Here is a 26,022-nt window from a genome sequence, read left to right as displayed (position 1 = left end):
CCCTTTAATATTTATCTGCAACGGCCCCTAAAGTAGCCGCTTTTATATAATTTTGATTTTTCAACTTCTTTAGAGAATCTATATCTCCACTTACAACTACTCCTATTATCTTTAGATCATCTTTTTTAACCTCGCCTTTACCTTGGCTCAATTTGTTAAATATATTTTTATATATTGACGCGACCATTTTATCTTTACTTCCCATAGTAATTGCACCAATGAACATTTCTTCTGGATTGTCAATCTTATTTCCTAGTAAGTCTAAAGCTTTTATACCATACACATAATTTTCTTCAAAAACTACGCTATCTTTATTGCTCTTTTCATTTTTATCAGACATACCTGTCATACTTAGATCCTTTTCATTATAAGTATCTACCCAATACCAATTTAAAGTAATTTCCTTAGGAAGCATTTGTCTTACTTCGTCTATGGTATATGCTTTATCAAAAGATAATGACATCTCTGCTAGCTTATTTGCACCAATCTTATCGATAACATCTAAATTATTTATATAATTATCATATTTTACAGAAGGATGATAAAATTTCATAATGCGCTTTCCAGCTTTGTTATAACTTGTCATTTCATTTATATTACTACCACCAAACAAGGTAAATCCTAAATCACCATATATTCCATTAATTAAAGGAAATCCATATCCCTCCTTATAGCTTCCATCGGTTATAGGTTTATTACCTAAGAATCTATATCTTACAAAATCTATTTCCCCTGTAAAAATCCTATCATCAAACTGAATATTCCCTATATAAGCATTCGGCATACTTATATTATACCAAGTGCTCAAATCCATCTGTTTCTGTTCTCCCATATTATTCAAAATTTTTGCGTTAGATATCAGTACTACAAAACTTAAAATAATTACTATCATTAGACTCAATATAATTGTTCTTAATACAGAAAAAATTTTAGCCTTTTTTATAACTTTACTAAAAACAGGCTTTTCTTTTTCTCCAAATAACTCTTTTAATTTTTCATCATCACTTTTCAAATCTATCCCTCCAAACCTTTTTAAACTGCTCTCTGGCTCTAAACAAATAAGTCTTAACAGTATTCTCATTTATGTCCAAAAGCTCTGCGATTTCTCTATAAGATAATCCCATTTCATACTTAAACACCAATAGATTTTTATGAATATCACTAATAGAATTTAAAGCTTTAAGAATTTCTTCCTTTTGTTCTAAATCTAATATAAAGTCCTCAACTAGTTTGCTGTCATGTAAGGTTTCTTTAAAAATATCTTCGTCTATGCTCATATGAATATGTCTATTGTTCTTCCTACACAAATCATAATATTTATTAATTGCAACCTTAAAAAGCCATGAAGACATCTTATCAGATTGTATTCCATCAATGTACTTTAGTGCTTTATAGAAGGTATCTTGTACTATATCTTCAGCATTGTCTTGGCTGCAACCCAGCTTTATCAAATACTTATGAATGAGCTTCATTTTTTGCTCAAACATCTCGTTAATTAATCCATAGCTCATTCTTTCCTCCCTCTATAAAGTAAATATTTTCGGTAAAATTTAAAATTATCACCCTGTCTAAATATAGCCATAATTTTATTTCCTTTAATTTGAAGCGCTTCATTAAGTAATACTTATACCCAAATACAAACAATAATCTTATAAAAAGTTAGATTTTTACAACTCACCCTTATGGTTTTAATTTAGGTATCTATTACTAAGACGTTCTATGTTCAAATATGTATACAATTATTTTACATGAAAAATTTGCTGAAGCGAACTTTTATCAGCGAGTTTTTTTGTGCATCTGCCTTTCTGAATGTATATGAGGAAAATAGGCAGGCGAATAAGTTTTATTTTTTTTACTGTATAGCCATAAAAAGCTCCTAAAAACATTGAAACTCCCCATTTTTGCTAGCTTGAAAATTCTATATTTTCTTATACCGAAAAAAGGATAATAAAGAAATAAAAATTATATTTCCTTATTATCCTTCTAATTTAATTGATTTTCGCTCACTATTTCCTGGAAAATATATCCATACATTGAGGATTATATACACTTTTCCTTAAACAGCAACTCTTTATTTATTAATAAGCTTACAAACAAGCCAAAGTTATATCAATTCCTTCAATTCCTTCGCAGCTAAAGTTATTTCATCTTTACCTAAAATATCCGATATTACAGCTACCCCTTCGATATTTGCAGGTTTAAGAAGTGCTACATTTTTTGATGAAATACCTCCAATAGCTACAACCGGAATAGATACACTTTCCTTTATTGCTTTAAGTAATTCTATAGATACTGACTTTGCATCATCCTTTGAACTTGTTGGAAATACAGCTCCTACACCTATGTAATCAGCTCCATCTTTTTCCGCCTTTTTAGCTTCTTCAATAGTTGAAGTAGACACACCAACTATCTTATCCTTTCCAACTATTTTTCTCACTACTTCACAAGGCATATCACTTTGTCCTACATGAATTCCTTCAGCGTCAACTGCTAATGCAATATCGATTCTATCATTTATTATAAGAGGGACCCCGTAACTGCTTGTAACTTCTTTAACCTTTAAGGCTACCTTATAAAAATCAGAAGTAGTTATATCTTTCTCTCTAAGCTGAACTAGAGTTGCGCCACCCCTTATTGCATCTTCAACAGCAACAGCTATATCTCTTCCTTTTAATATTCCTCTATCCGTAACTAGATAAAGCTTGTAATCTATATTACTCTTCATTTATTCTTCCTCTTTCAATTATTACATCCTCATTTAGATTGTATATGCCATCTATTATTCTTGATTTTAATGTACCCGTACTTTCATTATTCTTATCTAGATTTTCGTATGCTACTTCTCCTGCAATGCTCATAGAAGTAATACCTGCAAGAGCTGCTATAAGAGCACTGTCTGTTGCCCCCAAGTATGAACCAATTAGTGACGTACACATACAACCAGTCCCTGTAATTTTAGCCATAATCTTATGTCCATTATGTGCTGTATATAGTGTATTTCCATCTGTTATGATATCCACTGCTCCAGTTATTGCAACTACTGTATTTAACTTCTTTGCAAAGTTTTTCGCCACTTCTTTTGCTATTGTAAACTCATCAGCATTTTCGTCTATAGTTTCTCCTGAGTCTACTCCTTTAGTTTGAGTTTCTATACCGTATAAAGTCTTTATTTCTGAAAGGTTTCCTCTTACAACTGATAACTTTACTTCATTTAATATTCTCTTTGCTACTTCTGTTCTATAAGCTGTTGCACCAGCACCAACTGGATCTAAGACAACAGGAATATTTAACTCGTTAGCTCTTTTTCCGCCTTCAAGCATTGCTTCCACAGTTCTGCTATTTAAAGTTCCAATATTTATAACGAAAGCTGAAGCAAGTGATACCATGTCACGTACTTCGTTGATATCATCAGCCATTACTGGTGATCCACCTATTGCTAAAGTTATATTAGCACAATCATTTACAGTTACATAGTTTGTTATATGATGTACTAAAGGAGTTTTCTCCCTTACGTTGTTTAATGCTTCTGAAACCTTTTTATTTATTCCCATTTGTTAATCTACCTCCAGGTTAATATTATTTTATTTAGCAATTATTCATCTAGGACTTCTTTACATTAGCCCTTATACTTGTCCAAAATCAATGCATTTACAGTTTCTTATGCATCTGCCTTCCAGAATATATATGAGAAAAACCTGGCAGACGAATAAGTTTTAATTTTTATTGTATAGCCATAAAAAATTACAAGATCATTGAAAGCTATAGGTTTAGCTAGCTTTAAGGTTCTATAATTTCCTATACAGTAAAAAAGCACAAACCCATAGGATTTGTGCTTAAATTAACATTTCAAATAAACAACTTCCTACGCTGGCATTACCCAGTTCAGGTTTTAGGGTCAAAGAATTGCGGTTCTTAATCTCAGTTGGCCAAATCCAACACCCCTGTGTTAAGGATGTACTACTTCAATCGGAAAATCATTTTCAAAGCACGTAGTTTTATGTCATACTCTTTCAAAAATTAAACTCCAATGAAAGTAATATATCTCTAAGTATTTATTAAGTTTTATAAAATCATCATAACATATCAATATATTTCCTTCAAGTAATTGATGAAAACATTAAGATTATTATTACTAATTAACGTTTCTTTGCTTCAGCAGCTTCTGCATTTGCTTTTGTAACATGAACAGTGCCATGTGGATGTTGAGGAGGTGCATAAATGGAATATAGTTTAAGAGGTACATTCCCTGTATTAATTACATTATGCCATGTACCAGCTGGAACCATGATTGCAAATTCATCTGCCACATTTGCTTGAAAATCCATTTTCTCTTTAGTTTTTCCCATCCTAACAATCCCTTGTCCTTGTTCAATTCTTAAAAATTGATCAACATTAGGGTGAATTTCAAGTCCTATACTATCTCCGATATCAATGCTCATTAAAGTAACTTGAAGATGTCTACCTGTCCACAGAGCAGTACGGAAAGTATTATTCTGTTTTGTGGCTTCATTAATATTAACAGTATAAGGTTGTGGACCATAGTCTTTTAGGGTAACTGGACTTCCACCGCCAACAGCAGTTGGTTGTGGTGCATCAGCTCTAAATCCATATACCTCTTCATCATTGAAAGGAACATAATATGAATCAAAATCTCTATTCTCCTGATTATGGTATGGATTATGGTACTGATTTTGGTATTGATTATAATGTTGATGATGATACATTGGTGTATTATAGAGATGATTAAAAGGATAAATGTAATAGCCATAGTACATATTGTATGGATTATACATGGCCATGTTATTAAAATAAGGATTTGGGTAACCCCAATAATTATTATACATGTTATTCCTTCTTTATATAATTTTACAGAATTATATTATGTTATAATTCTGAATATGTGCATGTATACACTTCAAATAAAAGTTTTTATAAAACCTTTAATAGGCTTTATTATACTTAAAATTAATAAATTTTGTTGTCACTAAAATTCTATCCTATGTAATAAAAAGAAGAACCCAAACGTCGTAGGATTCTTCTTATTTTATAATTCAACTATTCTATTACTAAAATTTCCAAGCTCTTTTTAAAAAGCATAATTATCCTCAAACAAATCGCTAAGGCCATCAATTTCTTCTTTGTTTTCTTCACTATCTGTATCCAAATCAATGATAACACTTCTTTTTCTATTTCTTGTAAGTTTTCTTTTGTTCTTATCTTCTAAAGCCATCTTTATTAATTTTATTGATTCTGTTGGAGTTTCACAGCCTCCAAGTACTATTATGTTATTCTTGTTATTGTACGTTATATATGTGCTTCTGTAAACTTCAAATAATTTAGAAACTTCATACGGATCGTATCCGTCAATTTTCAGGTTGATTCCTAGGTAATCACAGTCATACGTATCTGGTTGAACAAATACGCTATTTTGTATAGCTAAATCAACAGCAGTTTTAGCATCCTTCAAACCATCATATAGTTTTAATACTAACCCAGATCCCTCTGCAGTATTTATCCTAAAGGAATCTTTGTTGTCTATACTTCCATCAGCATGAATACCTATTATGTTGTATGATAAATCTAAACTTTCAATAACTTCATTATTAATTTCTTTATATGTATTTCTCTTATTGTTATCTACAAACTTAACGTCATTTATCAAATCCATTATACTATTTATGTCATTCCAACATTCTATAGTGTTTTTAAATGCTAACTCATCTTCCTTTAAGCTAGGTAAGATTGCTACTACATTCACTTTAGCATTTGGTAATACCTTTTTCGCTATTTGTATAAAGGTTTTTATTGCACCAGAACCTGTTCCCCCAGCCATTGTAGTAAATACTACAACTACTTCTGTCAGAGGATACTTACTTAGTAGTGTTCCTATTGGATTAATATTATCTTTAATCATTTCCTTTGATTTATTTCTATCTCTTCCTGAACCATCGGTTCCTGGATAAACATATACGTTCTTTGCCATATCAGCATTTTTTAATGGCTTAACATCAAACAAGCTGCTATTTAAAAACAATCCATTATATCTAGAATTCCTACTTAACAATCCATCAACTATATTTCCTGCACCTTGTCCTAATGACACTAATAACATTTTTCCTTTTTCCATAATAACTCTCCCTTACCATGTTCTATACATATATTATCGGAGAAAATCACTCCAACATTACATATTTAATTATTTTTTTAAAATAATTATAATTTTCACTTAAGCTTATCAGTCATGTGCTCGAAAAATAATAAGGGGGATTGATTATTATGGATAATAAAGATAAATATATAGATGGACAAAAAATTGATTATAAAATTCAAAATAAAAAAAGAGGCGAAATATTATACTATTCTATTGATCAGGTTGCTGATTTGTTAAAAGAAGACATTAGCAATATTAAATATTATACAAATATATTTGATGATCTTCTTAAAATAGAAATAGTTCATAAAGAATTACGCTATACCAATAAAGATGTTGACAAATTAGAGCTACTCATAAAACTTAAGAATAGAGGTATGACTCTTAAAGAAATTGAAGATTATTATAGTAAGCTACCTTTAGATGAAACTGAAGTTGAGTATTCAGAAAGTAATCTCTTATCAGTAGAAGATCTTATTGTATCAATTAAGCAAGAGCAACAAATTCAACTTGATAATTTTAAGACTGAATTCATTAAAGATATACAAAATGCCAATTCACTAATACTTCAAAATATTACTTCATCAATCATCGAGGCCCAAAATAAAAGTCTTAATGAATTTAAACAAACCCTTCAAACGCAGATTGAACAATATCTTCACTCAAAACTCGAAGATTTTAATGAAATTAACAAAGGGTTACACGACAATCTTCTGACAAATATTTCAGATGTTATTTCTGAAAAAATTCACCTTAAAAATAATGAGTTAAAACTTCATTTGCAAAGCAACTTTGATAAATTCTCCAAGTCCTCTTCGGATGGTAATGAGAGTTTAATAAAAGAAGTAAAAGATTTCAAACGAGTAATGCAAGATGCCTACTATACTCAATATGAAATTGAAATGAGTACTAATAATGAAACTGGTTTTTTAGGAAAATTACTTCAATCAATTAAAGCTAAATGAAATCTTAAAAAATAATTTAATACTCATGTTTAAAAAATATAAGCTTAACAAAATTAGAATTAGCTACTACTAAAGAGTTCATATATCGAAACTTAATTTATACTTGTTTGAAAATCCCGGCTTCTGGGGATTTTTGGGCATGTATAAATTAATAGTTGAGTTAGGAACTCTTTAATATCTTTAGTAGGAGCTAATTTGATGGTTGCACCGTAAATCTTATATTTACTTTTCATCGTTTTTCTATTTTTGTCCTATGGAACTTATTAATTTATAAAGTTCCTGCTTATTTCTAGGTATGTCTTCGGTAGAATTCACCTGTCCTGTCTTGCATAAATTTTGATAAATTTCGAAAATCATTGGCTTTTCCAAATAACATTCATCAATTAAATTATCATCTGAGAAAATCTCAGTTGGATTGCCTTCTTTGACTATCTCTCCATCCTTCATTACAAAAATATAATCTGACCAAGTATATGCAAGTTCCACATCATGAGTAGATAAAATAACTGTTATTCCTCTTTCGTTTAATTCATCAAATATTTTCACAATCTGTTTTGAATGTTTAGGGTCAAGGCTTGAAGTTGGTTCATCAAAAACTATTATTTCTGGCTCCATCACAAGTATATCTGCAATGGATACCCTTTTTTTCTGCCCATAGCTTAGAAAATGAACAGCCTTATCCTTATAACTATACAGCTCAACATTTTTTAGAGCTTTATCCACTCTACTCTTTACTTCTACTGTATCAAGTTTTAAGTTCATAGCGCCAAAGGAAACTTCTTGATATACATTTGCTGAAAAAAGTTGATTCTCAGGATCTTGAAACACAATTCCTACATTTTTTCTTAGTTCCATCAAGGAATTTCTGTTATATTTAACCTCTTTTTTGTCGTATATTAACTTTCCTTCCGTGGGCTTTAATACACCATTAAAATTCAAAAACAATGTGGACTTACCTGAACCATTGACACCTAGAAAAGATATTTTCTTTCCTTTTTCTATTTTTAAATTTATATTATTCAAAGCCTTAGTCCCATCCTGATATTTAAAGCTTAAATTTTTAGTTTCAAGTATGTATTCACTCACTATATTTCCTCCAATAATTTAAATGTAATCCTAAGTTAAAGTGTTAAACCTTATATCTTCCCCCTGATAAGATATTCACTAAAAGCTATAATTAATAAGGCTGCTTCCGTAAAAGCAATTAGTAAGATATTTTTAAATAAACTTGGATAGTTTTCTTCAAGCAAGTCTATATCACCGTCATAGCATCTTGATTCCATAGCTGTGTAAATGTCCTGTGATCGCTTATAGGAACTTATAAATAAGGATGAGATTAATTTAGCTAATGAATTGTAGCTAAGTCTAAGTGTTGAATACCCAAGCCTTGAATTTTGAGATGTATATATCATATTTACCGTGTCTAACAATACAAAAATAAATCTATATATAAGCCCCATTAATTCAACAAATAATTTTGGTACTCTTAGTTTTTTTAGTACAGATAAAACCTCAAACAATGGCGTACTCAGTGTTAGAAAGTATAAGCATGAAACTGATGCCAAAGACTTAAAAAACAGACTCGTAGCTGTCTCAAAACTCTCTGAAGTACACCCTAGCTTAATGTTTAATATATTAAATCCAAATATTAAGTTATCAGCACTATGAACTATATTTATCGCTATAGTGATTATTCCAACTATCAAGAATGATAGTGGTAATGACATTAATTTCACGTAAGTTCCTAAGGGAATTTTTCCTTTAAAAACAGTTATTCCTGACATGAGAAGTAATACTATCACTGAAATTACAGTACTATTTAAAGCAATACAAATAAACATAGTAAAGATAGCAAAAATAAATTTTTCCGTTGGATTTACCCTTCTTAGTTCAGATATATATGCTAATTTATCAATCGAAAACATATTTATTTCTCTGCCTTTCTAGACTTTCCCTTTTGGTATCCAAAATAATAACATACAATACCTGTCCCTATTGCAGCTTGTAATGCAAAAAGTAAGCTTTCTATTTCCCCACTAGGTGGTTGCCATATAGGTGAAAACCAAGGTTTATATTCCTTATTTATGTCTGTTATAGCCTTTTTTGCTTGATCATCAGAACCAGAAAATTCACCATTTTTAATAAATACAAGTGGAGCCACAGCTATTATTATAACTAGCAAAGCTAATATAAAATTTTTTATTAGAAGACTCTTATTTTTCAACTTCACAGCTATTATTCCTCCTTCGATATTACTTTAAGTTCTATTAATTCCTGCTTATTATAGTTCTTTAACAAATTAAATATAATTACTGTTAATATCCCTTCACTTATTGCAAGAGGAATTTGAGTAACCGCAAAGATTCCTAAAAACTTAGCTGCAGAAGCTAAAACTCCACCACTTTGATCCGGAAAAGCCAATGAAAGCTGTATTGCTGTTATAACATATGTCATTAAATCTCCAATCATTGCAGATAAAAATACAGATATGCTTTGTGAAACTTTAAGTGTCTTCAAAATCTTGTACAAAAAATATGAAACAAAAGGTCCTGCTATAGCCATAGAAAAAGTATTAGCACCTAAGGTTGTAATTCCTCCATGCGCTAAAAGCAAAGCCTGAAATATTAACACAATTACTCCTAAAGCACTCATTATAGTTGGTCCAAAAAGTATGGCGCCTAGTCCCACACCTGTAGGATGTGAACAACTCCCAGTAACTGAAGGTATTTTTAACGCTGACAATACAAAGGCAAAAGCTCCTACCATAGCTATAAGCATTTTAGTTCTAGGATTTTCATTTACTTTTTCTCTTATTGTAAAAAAGCCAACCACTACAAATGGAATTGCTAAAACTCCCCAAGCAATACACCATTTTGCTGGTAAGAATCCCTCCATTATATGCATTGCATATGCTGTTCTAGGGATAAATAATAACGCAATAAAAATACCTAATGCAATTTGATATTTCTTTTTCATATAAACACTCCTATTTTATAGACTTTAATGTTTGTTTAAAACCACTTTGTTCTTGTACTAAAATTCTATAGTCTTCTAAACAGTAAAAAAGTCCTCTTAACTAAAATGTTAAAAGGACATAGTAACAAAACATACTTAATCATATAAAATAAGTAAGCAATTTTTCATTCTACCGCCCCTCTCTATCACTCGTAGAGTTAATGATGTGCCACTTCGTAATAAAATTTATATTTTGAAATTCTCCTCTCAGAACCCAGAGGAGTTTTGAAAATAGGTTTCGGTACGAAGTGGTACATCTATAATTGGTGCAAAAATATAGGCAGGTCTTCTGACTCAAGACTCATCATTTAAATACGCCTTCCCTGTTTCCAAGTGACATTTATGTATTTAAACTCCTCTAATACAGCTACGGGATAGTTCAGGATTCTTACCTGATTCCCTTTTAATTAATCAATACGATTAAACCTATATTTCATTATTCAATTCATATTTATATTTTCAAATTCTCCTCTTAGAACCCAGAAGAGTTTTAAAAATAGCTTTCCTACGGAAATGTTACATCTTTAAGTATACTGTCATATACCTTTATTGTAAACTTCAAATATTTTTTGCACATTCATACATATTACTTTAATGGAATTAAACTCTTCTAACATTCCATTTTATATACCACACTACTGCAATGCTAAATATAAAAGTCAGTATCAGTATATTGAACATACCTAAATTAAAATCAATTAATTGTCCATATATTATCTGCCCAGGGGCAACACTTGCGGTAGCAACTGCTGTAGAAAAAGCACTAACTTTCCCTAGCATATCTTCTCTCACTTCTTGTTGGATATATGTTAAGGAAATAATATTAGATAATGCTAGTGACAGCATTATTCCAAGACCTCCTATGGAATAAAGCCCTAGTGTTACAAACTTGTTTTCTCCACTTATAACAGTAGAGACTGCCATAATAAACATAGCTAGTATCATTGGATACATTGTTTTATGTAATATATTTATTTTAAACAAGTTAGGTTTCAAGGTAATTAGCATACCTCCTATTATCATTCCTAAAACAAATATTGCTTCAATATATCCATAAATGCTTGAAGGCATACTTAGTTTTACGTTAATAAAGTATGGAGACACAACACTTAACACCGGAACTACAAAGATATTAGTGAGTGCATATGAAAATATAATTCCTAATACTATCTTCTTTTTTTCTTTCAAATACATAAAGCTCTTTTTCATTTCGCCAATAGATTGTATCAGAGGATTTTTAAACCTTTCTTTTACTTCTAAATCAGGAATATCTAGAAACAGCTCTAGTATTGCTGCAACAAGGAAACTAACTGAGTTTAATATCACTACCATTTTCATTCCCAAAAAACTATATAACAGTCCCGCAACTATTGGTCCAGCTAAATTAACTACATACCCAACCTGCTGAATTACTCCATTGGCAGAAGCTAAGCTTTCTTTCTCAACAATTTGTGGAATACTGGATGTGACAGAAGGACTATATAAAGTATAAATTGTAGAAAGCATAAACATTACAACCGCTACTATTATGGTATTATCCTTACCACTTAATATTATGATTGAATATACTCCCATTAACGCTGTACTAATGAAATCAAGATAAATCATGATCTTTTTCCTGTTTACCGTGTCTGCTAAAAAACCCGCAATTGGTGCGAACAGTATATATGGAATAGTTGAAATTGCTAGTATTGTTGAAAATATCCCGGCACTTCCTGTTAAATTTAATATATATAGCGACATACAAAATCTTTGAATAGAATTTCCAAACAAAGAAATTATTTGTCCAATAACTACTATAATAAAGTTTTTATTTTTCATTTCTTCTCTTACCTTTTCAATAATATTATGTTTTATATGATATCAATTCTCAACAAAGGTAAGTATACATAAAATTAATCTCTATTTCAACTATTACACCACATTTAACTACTTTTATACATAATATGATTATTTCCAGATATAATTTGCAATAATGTGATTTATATAAATATTAATAAACATACTAATGAAGGTGACATCAAGTGAAGAATTTAAGGCTACTGTTCTAAAAAGATTTACGGAAAAACTCCATTAAAATCCAGAAAAACAAAATAGAGGCTTTTTAAAAGCCTCTATCATTCTTATAGCTTATAAGGATTTTCATTCATCAGATAAGCTAATAACATAGATTTATTTTCACTTTCATCTATCCATTTTTTTGTCTGCTTTAGTCTTTCATAATCCTCAGCACCAAACTTATTTGTATAATGCTTTTCTAAGAATTCTCTACTTTCATCTTCTCTAATCTTTTTTTGCCATGCTTCAGTAAAAAAGTTTTGAATTTTATGATGTAAATCAATGCTCTTAATTGACTCCCATTCATTCTTATCAAACCAGATTCCATTACAGGAACCACAATGCTCTAGCATAAAACTAAGTTTACTTGATACTTTATACGGAGTAAGTATAGTTTCACAATCAGGACAAAACTTAGGATTTGTGGAATCTTTAACAGATATGTATTTATCCTCTGTTACAGTTTCACTCTGATTTTTATTGCTATTGTGCCAGGTGAAATAGTCTCCAAAGCGCATCCATTTCCCTTCACACTCCTTACAAGTATAAACCCTTAAACCATTTTCTAAATACTGCTCTTCTAATTCGTTTGTTTTACATACTAAGCATCTCATATTTTTCTCCCCTTACAAGCTATATTAATTCATAACTAAAGATGAAATACTTCAATCCGAAACCTATTTTCAAAACTCCTCTGGATTCTGAGAGGAAAGTTTGAAAATATAAATTTAAGTATGAAGTTGTTCATCTAAAACTTAATATAATTATAATATTACTACCATATTTTGTATACAAACATTGATATTCGAAAAATTTTTTATATCTATATTATGCTTTGTTCCTTTAATATTAATGTACTTAAACTTTTCAGCTATAATAATCTTAAAAAGAATCAAAAATAAAAACAGACAAGTTTTCACCTGCCTGCTTAACTTTTAGCCTTTTAGCCCATTGGCTTGTCGTTCCATATTTTCTATAACAACATCATGAATATCACCTAAAGAAGCACAATACTCAAGAACCTTCCATGGAGTATTCGTATGAAAATGTATTTTTATAAGTTCATCATCTCCAACTGCAAGTAAGCAATCGCCTTCAATGTTTTGTGTTATATATTCATTTATTTCATCCTCTGAAAGATTTTCTCCCTCGATTAATAACTGTGTGTCAAATTTGTATTCAATCATAATTACTCTCCTTTATACTTTACAAATTCCTGTTTATATTATAATAATGTTTAAATAACAAAGTAGTGTTTTTTCTCATTATAATTCAAGCTTTTTGTAAAAGCAACAGAAGCACATACCCTTATTAGATTGTTAGATATACTATTTATTTATAATTAAGGACAGCTATCCCCTTATAATTTTCAATATTTTCTTTATTCAATTCTAGATCTTTATATGTTTGAGCCTTAATTCCTGAAGCTTCTATAAACTTATCAACTTTAGCAAAGGCTAATCCCATTGGGCCTAATGCTTTTGTCCTGTAGTGCATAGGTATAATAACTGTAGGTTTCAACTGCTTTACTACTTCTACAGCATCTGTAGCGTCAATTGTGTATCCTCCTCCTACAGGTACAAGGAGCACATCTACCTTTCCTATTTCTTCTACTTGTTTTGTATCAAGTATATGTCCAAGATCACCACAATGGCAAACATTTATATCATCAACTTTAAAATTGTATATAGTATTTCTTCCCTTTTTATCCCCTGAGAACTTATCATGAAAGGTATCAACACCTCTTATATCTATTCCATGTTCTGAAAATATGCCTAATCCATTTATGTGAACAAAATTTCCTTTAACCGCATCTATATTATTATGATCCTTGTGTTCATGACTAGTAGCCACTATTTCAGCTTCAATTTCTGGCAGCTTATATCCTAGCATATTTATATAAGGATCCATTAATATTTTAGTTCCTTGTTTAGAGGTTATCATAAAGCACGAATGTCCAAACCATTTAATTTTCATTATAATTCTCCAATCTTTTTAATATTTATATATACTGTATCTCGCAATATTATATCCTTTCAAGTTTTTTATAAACTTTAAAATATACCCACACAGCATTTAGCATCAATAATCCACTTGTAATGAAAAACACATAACTTATACCAAACCTTCCAGCTATTTGTCCACCTAAAACAGACCCTCCAAAAATACCCAAATACCCAGCAGATATTGTAAACCCAAAGACTCTGCCTGTAATAGAATTTGGAGTAATCTTTTTAACTAATGTATTCACAGATGGATTTAATCCACCAAAGGTAAGTCCTAATAAAAAACGCAATCCCATTAATTGCCATGGATTTTTTACAAAGGCTTGAGGCACATAAATAAGTCCTGCTATTAAAAGTGCCCACAATATAACTTTATGTGCACCTATCTTATCGGATAGTTTTCCTAATCTTGGAGCAGCAATTACGTTTGCCAGTCCAGAGGCTGAAAAAGCTAAGCCTGACACTAAAGCAACATGACTAGTATCCCTACTTAATTGTGTAACATAAACTGTTATAATGGGTTCAATAGTGTATAATGCTAAAGTTATAATAAAAAAGGTTAACGATAAAGTTATGGTTAGACTTTTCTCAGGCACACTATCCCATATTTCTTTTGAACTTAGTGCCTTTTTATCACTACGTACAAAATCTTCCTTAACAAATAAAAGCGTGGCTATAAATGCAACTAAAATCAACGCTCCAGTTATAAAAAAGACTGGCTGTAGTCCAAAAGTATCCCCTACTAAACCTCCTATGGTTGGCCCGATAAGTGATCCTGCAATACTAGCAGTTGAAAGAGTTCCTAATGCATACCCCGCATTTTCCTTATCTGTCTGAGTGGCTATGAGCGTAGTACAAGCTGTACTATACCCTGTTATCGCCCCTTGTAACAATCTTAGCCCAATTAGTACATATACATTTGGTGCAAATCCCATTAAAGATATTATTATAGCCATTCCAAGACTAGCTCTTAAAAGCATAGGCTTTCTTCCATACTTATCTGCAGCATTCCCCCAAATAGGTGAAAAAATAGCTGAAATTATAAAGGTTATTCCAAATGCAATTCCTGAAAGCTTTGCAATCGAAGAACCATCAGCTATTCCAAGATGCTTTATGTACATAGGCATCACTGGTGCGATTTGACTCATCCCTATTCCTGTAACAAACATTCCAAACCAGCAAACTATTAAATTCTTTTTCCATAGTTTCATAAGATTCCTCACCTCGAACAAATTGATAATTATACAAAAGATCAACATGCATGTTTTTTGTATTAGCTTTATGTTTTTATTATAAACTATATTTAAAAACTTGTAAACTATATATTGTAGTTTACAAACTTCGCTTTGTAGTTTATCTATAGTACTACTTTTAAAGTGAACTTTATGAAGAGTGATATCCTTTTACACGTTTACCTCTTCTGAATCAAATGAATATGAGTAATTTTTATATCATAGGAATTTAAATCATAAATAACTCAAACTTTTTTAGTTATTGCTTTAGGCATACATAGTTAGATAAAATATATAAAGATGAAGCACTTCAATTTGAAAATATAAATTTAAGTATAAAGTGGTTCAGCTATAAATAAAAATAAGGAGCTTTATAACTATGATAGATCTACATATACACACTACAACATCTGATGGCTCTGATGAACCCAAGGAAATTCTTATCAAGGCCCAACAATTAGGATTAAAATACATATCTATTACAGATCATGATTCAATAGGAGCTTATAAAAAACTGAAAGATATTAATATACACGACTACTATAAAGGTGTGCTTATCCCTGGCTGTGAATTTTCTGCTGTACATAATGGGAAACCAATAGAGATATTAGGTTATGGTATAGATTTAGATGTAATAAATTCAACGGGAATTGTTTCAGAGGATAAATTTTATGAAAGAGAAAATGCTTATCTAAAAAAATTGATGGAGGTATGCCGAAATCTTAACCTTAACTATAGTGAAAATTTATCAATTAAGGGAAAATACTTTGCTACTCAAATAATGCATACAGATCTAAAAAAATATTCTGAAAATGAAAAACGTGTTGATAAAGCAGTATGGGAAAGTCTAAATTCATTTTACAGAACTTGTGTAAATAATCCGGATAGTCCTTTTTTTCTAGACCAAATGAAAGATTACCTCACCGTACCAGAAGCTGCAGCACTTATTAAAAAGGCTGGCGGAAAATCATTTCTCGCTCACCTTTATGGATATTTTGTAGAAGATCATACAACCTTTCTAGATTCCATAGTATCATTAAATGTTCTTGATGGTATAGAGTGCTATCATTCACTTCATTCAATAGAAAAAACAGAGGCTCTGCTTAACTATTGTGAGAAGAACAATATATATTCATCAGGTGGAAGCGACTACCATGGGGCACTGAAGCCTAAGGTTAAGCTTGGAGAAAGTATATCAGGTGTAAAAATACCTTATAATATATTGGAGCCATGGCTTCCAAGTAATGTACTTTAGAAAAATTAGAATTATTTATGAATATGTTTAATGATATTATTAATAATGAGTTAAATAAAAGGACTTACTTCGCTAAAGTAAGTCCTTTTGTTTATATAATTTTAAAAATACATTTTAATCTGTTTCAACTTTATCTATATATAAATTATTTCAACTCCTGAGAAACTAATGTCCCCAACTAAGGTTAAAGTATTTGTTATAACCTTATCACTTTTATTTTTTTCATCAACAGCTCCAAATAATCCACTAGTTTTATTAACAACATTCCAAGTTTTAGGGACGTATAATTCAACCCCTGAAAAAGAAGCATTAATTCTAACAACAGCATTATCATTACGCATAGTTGCGTTATCAAAGTATACCTTAAGTGCTCCAAAAGAACAATTAAAATCTGCTTTCTCAAAATCATCTGCATTTATATATTTTGTAGTGGCATTAAATGAATTTCTAAATACAACATGACTTTCATCTTCTACATCAATTTTATCAAACTTATAATCTTCATGATCATACTTGGTTGTATTAACCAATTTATTATGATTATGATTATGAAAAATCATAGAAAGACCAATACTGCCAAGTAGTGCTGCAATCAATACAGTCCATGGCGTAATGCTTGTGATCCCTAGTTGTTTATCATATATTATACAAAGGAATGCTGCAGGGAATAAAACACCTGGAAAATTCATATGAACCAAACTCTTTACAATTATCACCACAAAAAAAACTGTTAATAATAAACTAAATACATTTATATCAGGAAACAGTCCTAGCTTGCTTACGACCAGGAAAACTCCACCTAAAATAAATGCTAATCCCCAAAAAACCCTTTCTTTTCTCATTTTATTTCCTCTTTTCTGATAATTTTATTTTTAATGGTTTATAGTAATACCTCGAAACATATACCTGTTTATGAGTATTTTGGAATTCAACCTTGCTTGATGATGATATGCTTCTTGTTATGGAGTAAATATGATTTGTATTTAGAATTGTTGATTTTGAAACTCTCATAAAGTATCCTGGTAAAAATTCTTCAAGTTCATAAAGCTTATATCTTACATTGTATATATTATCAATGGTATGTGCACAAATCGAACTTTCTTCTGTTTCAAAAAATAAAATTTCTTCTAGCGAAAGATAATATTCAGTTTCACCTCTGTAAAAAGTTATCTTTTTATTCTGCGACAAGATTTCATCAAGTGCATTTTTAATACTTTTAACATCTTCATCTAATTCATTACACCTGATAATAACTTCATTTTCTTCAATTTTATTATCTACTTCAATCCGTATTCTCATATTTTCACTCCCCACATTTTTTATTATATTCACTACATTTTTCATTGTAAATATTGTATAAGTAAGTGGTTAGTTATTGCTTGTAAGTGGTCTTCTTTTTACCTTAAAACACCACAGTTTATAAAAAACTTATAGCCCATTTAACTATCTATAACTCACAAATCTCATAATTTTCTATGCAGTAAAAATCTAAAGCATAAAACAAATACGCCATTAAGTTTTCGGCTTATGGCGCATTTGTTTTTGTTATATTTTAATAAGTCCGCTGCTGAATTAATGTTATATTTAATTTGTGTTGCAGCTGTAAGGTCTTCGGACTGTTTTAAATCTTTATCACTAAATAAGCAACATTAAATAATTTATATTGATTTTAAAGCTTCTAAATTCTAATATTTGTCCCCAAAAACATAATGAAGATCTCCGTTTATTGTTGCGGTTATAAATGATATTTTATATTTTTTTACTCTGAATACGCTTCATAACACCATTTTCCATAAGATCGTACATTAGCAAAACTAAGTTTTCTGCAGGCAGTATTTTGTCCTGACTAAACCAATAGCTCATTATACCTATCATAGCTGAAAGAACAAACTCTAAGATAAAGTCAAATTCTACAGAATCTACATTATAGTTTTCAAGGAATACTTGCCTAATTACAGGTTTTGTTGAATTTTTTAACTTACTTGCAAATGCAGGATCACCATTGTCACCAAGCAATACAGAATAGTATTTGCTATTCTGTTCATAAAGAGTCATAAACATATCAAGAGGCACTCCTATATTTTGATTTGGAATTGAAATTGGAGGCAATTCATGTATTGTAGGTATAAGGGATTCCTCAAGTTGCTCCAACACATCATAAACATCAGCAAAATATTCGTAGAAAGTCCCCCTATTATAGCCTGCTTTCTGTGTTATATCCTTTACTGTTATTTTCTCAATCCTCTTTTCGCAATATAAAGCCCAAAAAGCATCAACTAAGTTCCTTCTAGTCTGTGCAGTTATCTCAGATTGTTTTTTCATACTTTCCTCCTCCTCTGTTCCCACTATCACCATTAAAATCCGACATTCATCATCTGATTGTTGGTTGATGGACGATTAAAACGCAATTATACTGTGAATATACAACAAGTTGTCGGATAATACAAGGAGGAATAACATATGATTACAATACTTTGTTCAGGTTCAAGAGGAGATTTTCAACCATATATTGCTTTGGCTCAAGAGATTAGCAAATTAGGAAAGGCTGTGCGTATTACTGGTATGAGAGAATTTGAAGGTTTCATTAGAGGCTATGGAATTGATTTTTATCCTATCCATGCAGATTTCAAATCTCTTAATGTTGATGAGAATATGCTTAAAGAAGCTCAATCAGCAGACAACCCATTGAAGATGCTTCTAACCTTCAATAAAATGAAAAATTACGGTCTATCAATAGCTAATGAATTATACGCTGCCTGCGATGGAAGCGAATTAATTATTTACCATCCTGGCTGCACCATAGGTTATTTTGCTGCCGAAAGACTTGGCATCCCTTCTGTTTTAGCATCTCCGTTCCCCATTCACAAAACCAAAGAACAGACCTCTGTTATTCAGTACGGTAGAGTTAAGTCTACCCCTTTTAAAAATACGGTTAGCTATCATATGCTTCAAAGCATGCTATGGTTAGCATCAAACAATTCAGTGAAATACCTTTGGAAGAAAGAATTCGGTGGACTTCCAAAAAACTTTGGCAAGCCATATGAGCGTCATACAGACAGAAAACAACCTGCTGTTATATCCTGTAGCAATTTTGTTTTCAAAAGACCAAGAGACTGGAATGAGAATATACATCAATATGGATATTGGTTTGTAAAGGAGACAACAGAATATATTCCTTCAAAGGAATTAGCCAATTTCTTAAGTTCTGGTGAAAAACCTGTTTATATTGGGTTCGGAAGCGTATTCCATGAAGATCAGAAAGAAACACTATCCAAGCTTATTATGGAGGCTCTTTCAAAAGCTAACAAGCGCGGAATTATATGCGGAATGGGCAAGCTTGATAATGTACCTAGCAATATACTTGCTATAGACAGTATACCTCACTCTTGGCTTTTTGACAAAATGGCCGCAGTATGCCATCACGGAGGAGCAGGGACAACCGCCGCTGGCTTTGCTGCTGGTGTACCAAGCATTATTATACCTTTTGCTAATGATCAACATGCCTGGGCACATAGAGCTTATGACTTAGGCGTTGGTTCAAAACCTATTCCTATAAAGAAGTTAACTTCGAATAATCTTGCTGAAGCTATTAAATATTCTCTTAAGGATGAAATTATTCAAAACGCAAAAAATCTAGCAAAAGACATATCTACTGAAAATGGTGCCAGAGAATGCGCAAAAGTTATTATAGACAGTCTAGAAAGGTAATTCTATAAAAAAGCAGCTAAAGATATTTTCTTCAGCTGCCTTGTATCCAAAACTATAAATTGACTTTATTTACTATTCGGCACTTGGTTCCCAGCCCACTAATAACGTATGAGTCTGAATACATTTATAAGTTATACTTATCCACTAATGTCCAGAAATCAGTATTATCGATTAGGTATAACTTAAGTCTCAGCATAAGAATACATTAATAGAGTTCTCTTCAAAAATTATCAACACCGTTCTTACATACAGCTTTACATATATAAAAATCTTTAGCTTATTTGAAATCATTAATATTATCCTGATAATGAGTATTCCAAATAATAACCCAACATTTCTCAATGTCTTCTCTCTTCATAGCTTCCAGTCTATGATTTCCATCGTTTACTTTAAGTTCTTTTCCTTCATGTTGTACTATTAGAGGTGGCATCTTCCAGCCATTATGAATAAGCTTTCTAAATTTATCTATTTCAACTTCCCATTCCTCTGAAGCATTAAAATACTCCATATCAGCTTCTGGACCACAGCACCTTTTTAATTTGGCTAAGTCTATAAGTAATGGACCTGTCCAATACCTTTTCTCGAGCTTTAATCCTTCTGAAAAAGGAACATTATCTCCAACAGAATTTAAAAATAGATGTACCCATTCTTCAATTCTACCATGTTTTGAAAACTCTATAGCTTCATCTACTGTAAATGTCATATCACTCATATTGATCCCCCTTAAAACTATTCTGACTTAAAATCATATTTATTTAGAATCATTAAAATATTATCTAGAATAGACTTATATGCCTCCTGTCTTCCAAACTTTGCCCAGAACCTCATTCCATCAAGACTGTTACAAATTGCTGCACAGAGAAATCTCTCTGTAAAATTAGATGTATCAAAGTTACTTTCTTTATAGAAAGTATGAAATTTTTCTAAAAGATTATAATCTGGAAATTCTAAAATAAGAGTTGCAATATCAAAGATATAATCACAATAACTTACTTTTCCCCAGTCAATTACTCCTGCAATCTCCGAATTATTAATAATGATGTTACTATAATGAAAATCTGAGTGTGTTAAATATCTTCGTCCTTCACAGAATTTTGCTAATTCCATCATTCTTTCATATAATGCATTGAAAACATTATAATCTAGAAAACTTTCACTAAACAGTTCATACCACCCTTGCCAAAATCCCTCTTGATCTTTGGAAAAGAAGCTTTGCAAAAATTCGAAGAATATATTAAAAGTCCCCTTCATTTTATAATCCAACCATCCATATCCTTCATAAGCCGTTATGTCTATTGAGTGAAGTTTGATTAGAGTTTCTATAACGCTTGGCATGACAGCTTTCAATTCTTTTTCATCTAATGTATGAATTGAATTTCCCGCCACCTTTTCCGAAATAGCATAATATAAGTTATTATATATGCCACAAGACAGAAACTTAGGCAAAGGGAACTTTTTTCCTCGCAAAGTTTCCTGCAAATACTTTTCAAATTTAAATTCCATATCATCATCCGAAAAACGAATTACATACTCTTTATCTTTGTATTGAAAAAAATAAACCTTCTTTACCTTGCCTGTAGGTGCTTCCTCAATCTTCTCAATTGGTTCTTCTAAAAGCTCTTCTAGAAGTTTTATCACTTCATCATAGTTCATATGTGGCTTCACTAGCACATGTGCCATTCTTCCCACCCCCTATAAGCTCTCTATGTATATACCTTTAGTTTACTTGAGATTTAGATTAATTTATATGCATGCTTTACCTATAATTATTTAATACATAAAAGCTGTTCAAGAAATTTTACTTTTTCCTGAACAGCTTTCTTATGGATGTACCACTTCGTAATAAAATTTATTATTTTTAAATTCTCTCACCAGAAACCGTGAGAGTTTTAAAAATAGATTGCGGATCGAAGTGATACATCTTTATCACTTTTTATATACAATCTTTTTAATGGTTTCAATAGCAAGACAATACTCTTCTGCTAATTGATCAATTTTAAGCCCTTTTAAGAATTTCTCTTTAATTTCACAATTTCTAATACGTATTTCTTCCTTTACTCCAGATACTTCTCCCCATTCCTTACGCATATTTTCCGCCTGTGGAATGTAAATCAAACTACCGCTAATGTATTTTTGTATCTCAGCTATTAACTCCTGTGGAAGTACCTCTATACCATTTTTGTAATTCATTCTAATCCGCTCCTTAAAATTAAAATTTTAATCTAAGGATGCAACATCTGCCTATAACTTAATTTTATTCTTATTAGAATGAACATGGTGACTGTATTGTTCAATGAAAACATCACCATGCGTTATCTTACAGACATTGCATGGAATGATGGCTTTGCTGTGGTAATTAAGAATAAGTTTCTCATAAATTAGTATCCTCCCTTAACTCTTCATATATCTATTATTTTTACTTTCATATATCTTACAGCATTATCATACCATATTTAACCATAAAAGTAGATGTGCGGTATAACCCTGATATGTATATTTAAAAATTGCTATAGTTTAATTTCTAAGTTTTCAACAAGCTTAATTTGATATTCTAACAGAATACATAAATCAACCTATTTTTTATAGATAAAAAAGGAAACCCAATTGGTTGTAACGAGGTAAGCGTCTCTCCAATATATGATGAAAAAGGTAATTTTATTTTTGGTATTGTGCATTGCTATGAAATTTCATCAATATCAAAAAGTGGATTAGAAACTCAAGCAACTTAATAAGTTTTTTTCAGTAGGTTAAAGCAGTATTTCAAGATTTTATTAATCATACAGCATGCTCATTAATATTTTTTCTCCACATTAAAACAACTCCTACCGTTAAAGTAAGAGCCTTAGCTTTTGTAATATCTATAGAGTCTCGAAATTTATAAATTCTAATATTATATTAAATATGGAATTACTTGGTTTAAGGTTATCTAAATACTAAAGTAAAACTCATACCTTCTTTTTCGCATTCTGCAAAAATTTCTCCATCCATCTTTTCCATTATACTTTTACAGATATAAAGTCCAAGACCGTTTCCCTGTTTTCCTTCTGAATTGCTGGCCCTGTAAAAGCTATCGAAGATGTGATTAAATTCGTTTTGACTTACTACATCCCCTGTATTAAATATCTTAATAAGTTGACAGTAATCTTCTTCAAAAAAAGAGATTTTTATCTCCTTACCATCACCATATTTAAAGGCATTTTCTAGTATATTACTTATAACTTCAAAGGCTCTATCCAAATCACCCTTAACTAATTTATTATTGTAGCCTTCAACCATAAAATCTATCATTTTTAAATTACACTTTTCTTTATAAGTCAATATTACCTTATCTATTAAATCTTTCAAATAAAATTCACCATCTACAACTTCAATCTCAAGAATCTCTTCACTAGTTGTCTTTATTATATCTCTTACGAAGTTCTCTATTTCCAAAGATTTTTCTTGTATTTGCTTTGCTGCGAGTATCTTCTTTTCATCAGTATCGTAAACCTCTTCTGCTATTGCCTTAGCATAGAGCTTTATGGTGTTAAGAGGAGTTTGTATATCATGGGAAATGGAAATCAGCAAAAGTTTCTTTTCCTTTTGGAGTTTAAGTTCTTTTATCTTATGATAATCTAAGTTTTCTCTTAGAAGATTAATTCCCCAAATAAACTTACCAAAATATCTATCTTTACTTTCTTTCATATCCCCTTTAAAGTTTCCCTTTGATAATTCATAAGGCATTTCACTTAAAATATTAAAGGGTTTGATAATTGAATTTCTTATATATAAAAGGATTGAGATCATACTTACAACAAACATTAATAGTATGATTTCTACTTTTAATAAAAAGCTATTGTCAACTTTGCTATTAATATAATCAAACCTCAAAAAGCCTAATAATTTATCTCCATCATACCAAGGCTTTATTTCATATTCCATTCCATTATTGCTTTTATAAAATTTATCAAGATTTTCATTACTTTTACTTAGATACTCAGGTAAAAAAGATACAGATTTTATAAATTCATATGAACTTAAATCAGGCTCAGTAAAAGAGCTACCTTTTACTAAGCCAAAATATATCCTGTTTATCTCTACTTTATATTCACTATTTTCCCTCTTATCGATACCTTGAAATAATACAAGTAACCCAAGTGATATTATTAAATACACTGCAAGAAAAACAGCTACTAGCTTATCAAACTTCTTCATACCGGTATCCTACTCCCCAAATTGTCACTATCCTTTTTGGTTTCTTTGGGTCTTGTTCAATCTTATCTCTAAGCATCTTTATGTGAACCGTTAATGTTTGGTTTTCACTAAAGCTTTCTGCTCCCCATATTTTATTAAAAAGATATTCTTTATTTAAGGTCTTTCTTGGATTTTCAACCAGTAGAAGTAATAATTCAAACTCCTTTGAAGTCATATTTACTAGCTTTCCATCAAGATAAACTTCATTTGCATTTTTATTAATTGAAATAGCACCTGAATTTATAATGGTACGTTCTACTTTAAGCTCATAGTTTCTTTTCATCAACGCCGAAACCTTTGCACTTAAAATGTCCACATCCACTGGCTTTTCTATATAATCATCTGCCCCAAGGGTAAAACCATTTATCTTATCGGTTTTATCGATCTTTGCACTCATTATTATAATTGGCACATTATGATTTTTTCTAATGCCTGAACAAACTGTAAACCCATCAATGCCTGGCAACATTATATCTAAAAGCACAATTTTTGCTATATCTTTTTCTAAGAACTCCATTGCCTTTTCTCCGCTATCCACATTTATAATGCTGAAGCCATCTTTTTTTAAGAAAGTACAAATTAAATCTGCAAGTTCTAAATTATCTTCTACCAGCAGCAAATCTACCATATTACCATCCCATCTCCATTAGCCAATTATTGACCTTTCTTTCTCTATCTTTTAAATTATTATCTTCAATAAATTTTCCTAGATGAATTTCACCTTTTATTGTTCCATCTTCAATATACATTATCCTGCTACACTTAGCTGCAACCTTCATATCATGGGTAACAAGCATAATCGTGGTACCATCTTCATTAATTTTATTGAGCTCTCTCATAACTTCTCTTGAGTTTTGCTGATTTAAAGCGCCTGTAGGCTCATCTGCAAAAATCATCTTTGGTGAATTAATTAAGCTTCTGCAAATACATGCTCTTTGAAGTTGTCCACCAGAAACCTGATTTGTATCATTTTCTGCAATCTCACTTATTCCAAGCTTATTCATCAGCTCTCTCGCTCGGATATTGATTTCTTTTTTGCTCTTACCATTTTTTGACTGATATGCTGGTAATATAATATTATCATATATAGATAGATTTTTTAACATATACATTTGTTGAAAAATAAATCCCATTTCATTCAGTCGCAAATCACTGATTTCATTTGCACTAAAAGCACTGATTTCTTTACCAAAATAATCCACCTTTCCTGCAGTTAAATTATCCATCCCACTAACTACATATAGAAGAGTTGATTTACCAGAACCACTAGGTCCCATGATAGCAATCATTTCGCCTTCGTTTATCTCAAAATTTATATTTCTTAAAACATTATTTTGTATTTTATTTATAATATAAGTTTTACATAAATCTCTAACCTTTAATGAACTCATTTCAACCC

27 protein-coding genes and 2 riboswitches are annotated in these 26,022 nt (G+C 30.7%); of the genes, 3 read left to right on the top strand and 24 right to left on the bottom strand.

All coding sequences use genetic code 11. The features are described from left to right. Nucleotides 1-4 precede the first annotated feature (4 nt). The 6 genes from bsdtw1_RS08100 to bsdtw1_RS08075 all read right to left on the bottom strand — a co-directional run bounded on the left by bsdtw1_RS08100 (nucleotide 5) and on the right by bsdtw1_RS08075 (nucleotide 6,127). Nucleotides 5-1,012, bottom strand: a complete 1,008-nt coding sequence (locus tag bsdtw1_RS08100; RefSeq protein ID WP_244638130.1) for an anti sigma factor C-terminal domain-containing protein — start codon at nucleotides 1,010-1,012, stop codon at nucleotides 5-7. Continuing rightward, nucleotides 1,002-1,511: an RNA polymerase sigma factor gene (locus tag bsdtw1_RS08095; protein ID WP_183277080.1), complete on the bottom strand. Its 510-nt coding sequence runs from the start codon at nucleotides 1,509-1,511 to the stop codon at nucleotides 1,002-1,004. Before bsdtw1_RS08095 ends, bsdtw1_RS08100 begins: the two co-directional genes overlap by 11 nt. 593 nt (nucleotides 1,512-2,104) lie before the next feature. After that, a complete protein-coding gene (gene thiE / locus bsdtw1_RS08090) occupies nucleotides 2,105-2,725 on the bottom strand; it encodes a thiamine phosphate synthase (RefSeq protein ID WP_183277079.1) in 621 nt (206 codons plus the stop codon). Beyond that, nucleotides 2,715-3,551, bottom strand: coding sequence for a hydroxyethylthiazole kinase (thiM, locus tag bsdtw1_RS08085; RefSeq protein WP_183277078.1), 837 nt, complete (start codon nucleotides 3,549-3,551; stop codon nucleotides 2,715-2,717). Before thiM ends, thiE begins: the two co-directional genes overlap by 11 nt. Nucleotides 3,552-3,841: 290 nt before the next feature. Continuing rightward, nucleotides 3,842-3,953: riboswitch (TPP riboswitch) on the bottom strand. A gap of 183 nt (nucleotides 3,954-4,136) precedes the next feature. Further along, nucleotides 4,137-4,844: a cupin domain-containing protein gene (locus tag bsdtw1_RS08080; RefSeq protein ID WP_183277077.1), complete on the bottom strand. Its 708-nt coding sequence runs from the start codon at nucleotides 4,842-4,844 to the stop codon at nucleotides 4,137-4,139. 242 nt (nucleotides 4,845-5,086) lie between these two features. Then, nucleotides 5,087-6,127 carry an FtsZ/tubulin family protein gene (locus bsdtw1_RS08075; RefSeq protein ID WP_183277076.1) on the bottom strand — a complete coding sequence of 347 codons (1,041 nt, stop codon included), beginning with the start codon at nucleotides 6,125-6,127 and terminating at the stop codon, nucleotides 5,087-5,089. Nucleotides 6,128-6,276: 149 nt separating this feature from the next. On the opposite strand from bsdtw1_RS08075, the gene bsdtw1_RS08070 reads away from it, so the two are divergent. Further along, complete coding sequence (locus bsdtw1_RS08070; protein WP_183277075.1) at nucleotides 6,277-7,116, top strand: helix-turn-helix domain-containing protein; 840 nt, start codon at nucleotides 6,277-6,279, stop codon at nucleotides 7,114-7,116. 240 nt (nucleotides 7,117-7,356) lie between these two features. Here bsdtw1_RS08070 and bsdtw1_RS08065 read toward each other — a convergent pair whose 3' ends face one another. The 9 genes from bsdtw1_RS08065 to bsdtw1_RS08025 all read right to left on the bottom strand — a co-directional run bounded on the left by bsdtw1_RS08065 (nucleotide 7,357) and on the right by bsdtw1_RS08025 (nucleotide 15,406). Beyond that, on the bottom strand, nucleotides 7,357-8,202 hold the full coding sequence (locus tag bsdtw1_RS08065) for an energy-coupling factor ABC transporter ATP-binding protein (protein ID WP_183277074.1): 846 nt from the start codon (nucleotides 8,200-8,202) through the stop codon (nucleotides 7,357-7,359). Nucleotides 8,203-8,252: 50 nt separating this feature from the next. Further along, a complete protein-coding gene (gene cbiQ / locus bsdtw1_RS08060) occupies nucleotides 8,253-9,041 on the bottom strand; it encodes a cobalt ECF transporter T component CbiQ (protein ID WP_183277073.1) in 789 nt (262 codons plus the stop codon). A gap of 2 nt (nucleotides 9,042-9,043) precedes the next feature. Further along, on the bottom strand, nucleotides 9,044-9,352 hold the full coding sequence (locus bsdtw1_RS08055) for an energy-coupling factor ABC transporter substrate-binding protein (protein WP_183279759.1): 309 nt from the start codon (nucleotides 9,350-9,352) through the stop codon (nucleotides 9,044-9,046). Continuing rightward, nucleotides 9,352-10,092 (bottom strand): energy-coupling factor ABC transporter permease, encoded by a 741-nt coding sequence (locus tag bsdtw1_RS08050; RefSeq protein WP_183277072.1) that lies wholly within the window; start codon nucleotides 10,090-10,092, stop codon nucleotides 9,352-9,354. The genes bsdtw1_RS08055 and bsdtw1_RS08050 overlap by 1 nt, the downstream gene beginning before the upstream one ends. A gap of 301 nt (nucleotides 10,093-10,393) precedes the next feature. After that, nucleotides 10,394-10,576: riboswitch (cobalamin riboswitch) on the bottom strand. A 155-nt stretch (nucleotides 10,577-10,731) separates the two neighbouring features. Then, on the bottom strand, nucleotides 10,732-11,973 hold the full coding sequence (locus tag bsdtw1_RS08045) for an MFS transporter (RefSeq protein ID WP_280514163.1): 1,242 nt from the start codon (nucleotides 11,971-11,973) through the stop codon (nucleotides 10,732-10,734). A gap of 281 nt (nucleotides 11,974-12,254) precedes the next feature. After that, nucleotides 12,255-12,803 carry a TFIIB-type zinc ribbon-containing protein gene (locus tag bsdtw1_RS08040; protein ID WP_183277070.1) on the bottom strand — a complete coding sequence of 183 codons (549 nt, stop codon included), beginning with the start codon at nucleotides 12,801-12,803 and terminating at the stop codon, nucleotides 12,255-12,257. A gap of 321 nt (nucleotides 12,804-13,124) precedes the next feature. Then, on the bottom strand, nucleotides 13,125-13,376 hold the full coding sequence (locus bsdtw1_RS08035; RefSeq protein ID WP_183277069.1) for a fatty acid kinase subunit FakA-related protein: 252 nt from the start codon (nucleotides 13,374-13,376) through the stop codon (nucleotides 13,125-13,127). Nucleotides 13,377-13,521: 145 nt separating this feature from the next. Then, the gene (locus tag bsdtw1_RS08030; protein ID WP_183277068.1) at nucleotides 13,522-14,166 is read right to left on the bottom strand and encodes an MBL fold metallo-hydrolase; all 645 of its coding nucleotides are present in this window, start codon (nucleotides 14,164-14,166) and stop codon (nucleotides 13,522-13,524) included. A 49-nt stretch (nucleotides 14,167-14,215) separates the two neighbouring features. Further along, complete coding sequence (locus tag bsdtw1_RS08025; RefSeq protein WP_183277067.1) at nucleotides 14,216-15,406, bottom strand: multidrug efflux MFS transporter; 1,191 nt, start codon at nucleotides 15,404-15,406, stop codon at nucleotides 14,216-14,218. A 400-nt stretch (nucleotides 15,407-15,806) separates the two neighbouring features. On the opposite strand from bsdtw1_RS08025, the gene bsdtw1_RS08020 reads away from it, so the two are divergent. Then, nucleotides 15,807-16,682, top strand: a complete 876-nt coding sequence (locus tag bsdtw1_RS08020) for a PHP domain-containing protein (RefSeq protein ID WP_183277066.1) — start codon at nucleotides 15,807-15,809, stop codon at nucleotides 16,680-16,682. Between the two features lie 134 nt (nucleotides 16,683-16,816). On the opposite strand, the gene bsdtw1_RS08015 is transcribed toward bsdtw1_RS08020, so the two are convergent. The 3 genes from bsdtw1_RS08015 to bsdtw1_RS08005 all read right to left on the bottom strand — a co-directional run bounded on the left by bsdtw1_RS08015 (nucleotide 16,817) and on the right by bsdtw1_RS08005 (nucleotide 19,004). After that, the gene (locus bsdtw1_RS08015) at nucleotides 16,817-17,524 is read right to left on the bottom strand and encodes a LiaF transmembrane domain-containing protein (RefSeq protein WP_183277065.1); all 708 of its coding nucleotides are present in this window, start codon (nucleotides 17,522-17,524) and stop codon (nucleotides 16,817-16,819) included. Nucleotide 17,525: 1 nt separating this feature from the next. Next, entirely contained in the window at nucleotides 17,526-17,981 is a 456-nt protein-coding gene (locus bsdtw1_RS08010; protein ID WP_183277064.1) for a LytTR family DNA-binding domain-containing protein, read from the bottom strand. A 450-nt stretch (nucleotides 17,982-18,431) separates the two neighbouring features. Beyond that, entirely contained in the window at nucleotides 18,432-19,004 is a 573-nt protein-coding gene (locus bsdtw1_RS08005) for a TetR/AcrR family transcriptional regulator (RefSeq protein WP_183277063.1), read from the bottom strand. A gap of 138 nt (nucleotides 19,005-19,142) precedes the next feature. Here bsdtw1_RS08005 and bsdtw1_RS08000 point away from each other — a divergent pair, with 138 nt between their 5' ends. After that, the gene (locus bsdtw1_RS08000) at nucleotides 19,143-20,390 is read left to right on the top strand and encodes a glycosyltransferase (protein WP_183277062.1); all 1,248 of its coding nucleotides are present in this window, start codon (nucleotides 19,143-19,145) and stop codon (nucleotides 20,388-20,390) included. 277 nt (nucleotides 20,391-20,667) lie between these two features. On the opposite strand, the gene bsdtw1_RS07995 is transcribed toward bsdtw1_RS08000, so the two are convergent. The 6 genes from bsdtw1_RS07995 to bsdtw1_RS07970 form a co-directional block, all read right to left on the bottom strand. Continuing rightward, nucleotides 20,668-21,102 (bottom strand): ParB N-terminal domain-containing protein, encoded by a 435-nt coding sequence (locus bsdtw1_RS07995; RefSeq protein ID WP_183277061.1) that lies wholly within the window; start codon nucleotides 21,100-21,102, stop codon nucleotides 20,668-20,670. A gap of 17 nt (nucleotides 21,103-21,119) precedes the next feature. Beyond that, nucleotides 21,120-22,070 (bottom strand): phosphotransferase family protein, encoded by a 951-nt coding sequence (locus tag bsdtw1_RS07990; protein WP_183277060.1) that lies wholly within the window; start codon nucleotides 22,068-22,070, stop codon nucleotides 21,120-21,122. A gap of 246 nt (nucleotides 22,071-22,316) precedes the next feature. After that, nucleotides 22,317-22,580 (bottom strand): CD3324 family protein, encoded by a 264-nt coding sequence (locus bsdtw1_RS07985; protein WP_183277059.1) that lies wholly within the window; start codon nucleotides 22,578-22,580, stop codon nucleotides 22,317-22,319. Nucleotides 22,581-23,312: 732 nt separating this feature from the next. After that, nucleotides 23,313-24,584, bottom strand: a complete 1,272-nt coding sequence (locus bsdtw1_RS07980; protein WP_183277058.1) for a HAMP domain-containing sensor histidine kinase — start codon at nucleotides 24,582-24,584, stop codon at nucleotides 23,313-23,315. Then, complete coding sequence (locus bsdtw1_RS07975) at nucleotides 24,571-25,251, bottom strand: response regulator transcription factor (RefSeq protein WP_183277057.1); 681 nt, start codon at nucleotides 25,249-25,251, stop codon at nucleotides 24,571-24,573. The genes bsdtw1_RS07980 and bsdtw1_RS07975 overlap by 14 nt, the downstream gene beginning before the upstream one ends. A gap of 1 nt (nucleotide 25,252) precedes the next feature. Beyond that, on the bottom strand, nucleotides 25,253-26,014 hold the full coding sequence (locus bsdtw1_RS07970; RefSeq protein WP_183277056.1) for an ABC transporter ATP-binding protein: 762 nt from the start codon (nucleotides 26,012-26,014) through the stop codon (nucleotides 25,253-25,255). Nucleotides 26,015-26,022: the final 8 nt, after the last annotated feature.

The sequence above is a fragment of the Clostridium fungisolvens genome (assembly GCF_014193895.1).
In the GTDB taxonomy this organism is placed as follows: Bacteria; Bacillota; Clostridia; order Clostridiales; family Clostridiaceae; genus Clostridium_AR; species Clostridium_AR fungisolvens.
Note: the sequence above shows the minus strand (reverse complement) of the source record. Positions and strands in the feature narration are given on the sequence as shown.

Excerpts from the sequence above, each read along its gene's own strand:
- bsdtw1_RS08095 (WP_183277080.1), bottom strand. The coding sequence starts at position 1,511 with ATGAGCTATGGATTAATTAACGAGATGTTTGAGCAAAAAATGAAGCTC.
- thiE (WP_183277079.1), bottom strand. The coding sequence starts at position 2,725 with ATGAAGAGTAATATAGATTACAAGCTTTATCTAGTTACGGATAGAGGA.
- thiM (WP_183277078.1), bottom strand. The coding sequence starts at position 3,551 with ATGGGAATAAATAAAAAGGTTTCAGAAGCATTAAACAACGTAAGGGAG.
- bsdtw1_RS08080 (WP_183277077.1), bottom strand. The coding sequence starts at position 4,844 with ATGTATAATAATTATTGGGGTTACCCAAATCCTTATTTTAATAACATG.
- bsdtw1_RS08075 (WP_183277076.1), bottom strand. The coding sequence starts at position 6,127 with ATGGAAAAAGGAAAAATGTTATTAGTGTCATTAGGACAAGGTGCAGGA.
- bsdtw1_RS08070 (WP_183277075.1), top strand. The coding sequence starts at position 6,277 with ATGGATAATAAAGATAAATATATAGATGGACAAAAAATTGATTATAAA.
- cbiQ (WP_183277073.1), bottom strand. The coding sequence starts at position 9,041 with ATGTTTTCGATTGATAAATTAGCATATATATCTGAACTAAGAAGGGTA.
- bsdtw1_RS08050 (WP_183277072.1), bottom strand. The coding sequence starts at position 10,092 with ATGAAAAAGAAATATCAAATTGCATTAGGTATTTTTATTGCGTTATTA.
- bsdtw1_RS08040 (WP_183277070.1), bottom strand. The coding sequence starts at position 12,803 with ATGAGATGCTTAGTATGTAAAACAAACGAATTAGAAGAGCAGTATTTA.
- bsdtw1_RS08035 (WP_183277069.1), bottom strand. The coding sequence starts at position 13,376 with ATGATTGAATACAAATTTGACACACAGTTATTAATCGAGGGAGAAAAT.
- bsdtw1_RS08030 (WP_183277068.1), bottom strand. The coding sequence starts at position 14,166 with ATGAAAATTAAATGGTTTGGACATTCGTGCTTTATGATAACCTCTAAA.
- bsdtw1_RS08025 (WP_183277067.1), bottom strand. The coding sequence starts at position 15,406 with ATGAAACTATGGAAAAAGAATTTAATAGTTTGCTGGTTTGGAATGTTT.
- bsdtw1_RS08020 (WP_183277066.1), top strand. The coding sequence starts at position 15,807 with ATGATAGATCTACATATACACACTACAACATCTGATGGCTCTGATGAA.
- bsdtw1_RS08015 (WP_183277065.1), bottom strand. The coding sequence starts at position 17,524 with ATGAGAAAAGAAAGGGTTTTTTGGGGATTAGCATTTATTTTAGGTGGA.
- bsdtw1_RS08010 (WP_183277064.1), bottom strand. The coding sequence starts at position 17,981 with ATGAGAATACGGATTGAAGTAGATAATAAAATTGAAGAAAATGAAGTT.
- bsdtw1_RS08005 (WP_183277063.1), bottom strand. The coding sequence starts at position 19,004 with ATGAAAAAACAATCTGAGATAACTGCACAGACTAGAAGGAACTTAGTT.
- bsdtw1_RS08000 (WP_183277062.1), top strand. The coding sequence starts at position 19,143 with ATGATTACAATACTTTGTTCAGGTTCAAGAGGAGATTTTCAACCATAT.
- bsdtw1_RS07995 (WP_183277061.1), bottom strand. The coding sequence starts at position 21,102 with ATGAGTGATATGACATTTACAGTAGATGAAGCTATAGAGTTTTCAAAA.
- bsdtw1_RS07990 (WP_183277060.1), bottom strand. The coding sequence starts at position 22,070 with ATGGCACATGTGCTAGTGAAGCCACATATGAACTATGATGAAGTGATA.
- bsdtw1_RS07985 (WP_183277059.1), bottom strand. The coding sequence starts at position 22,580 with ATGAATTACAAAAATGGTATAGAGGTACTTCCACAGGAGTTAATAGCT.
- bsdtw1_RS07980 (WP_183277058.1), bottom strand. The coding sequence starts at position 24,584 with ATGAAGAAGTTTGATAAGCTAGTAGCTGTTTTTCTTGCAGTGTATTTA.
- bsdtw1_RS07975 (WP_183277057.1), bottom strand. The coding sequence starts at position 25,251 with ATGGTAGATTTGCTGCTGGTAGAAGATAATTTAGAACTTGCAGATTTA.
- bsdtw1_RS07970 (WP_183277056.1), bottom strand. The coding sequence starts at position 26,014 with ATGAGTTCATTAAAGGTTAGAGATTTATGTAAAACTTATATTATAAAT.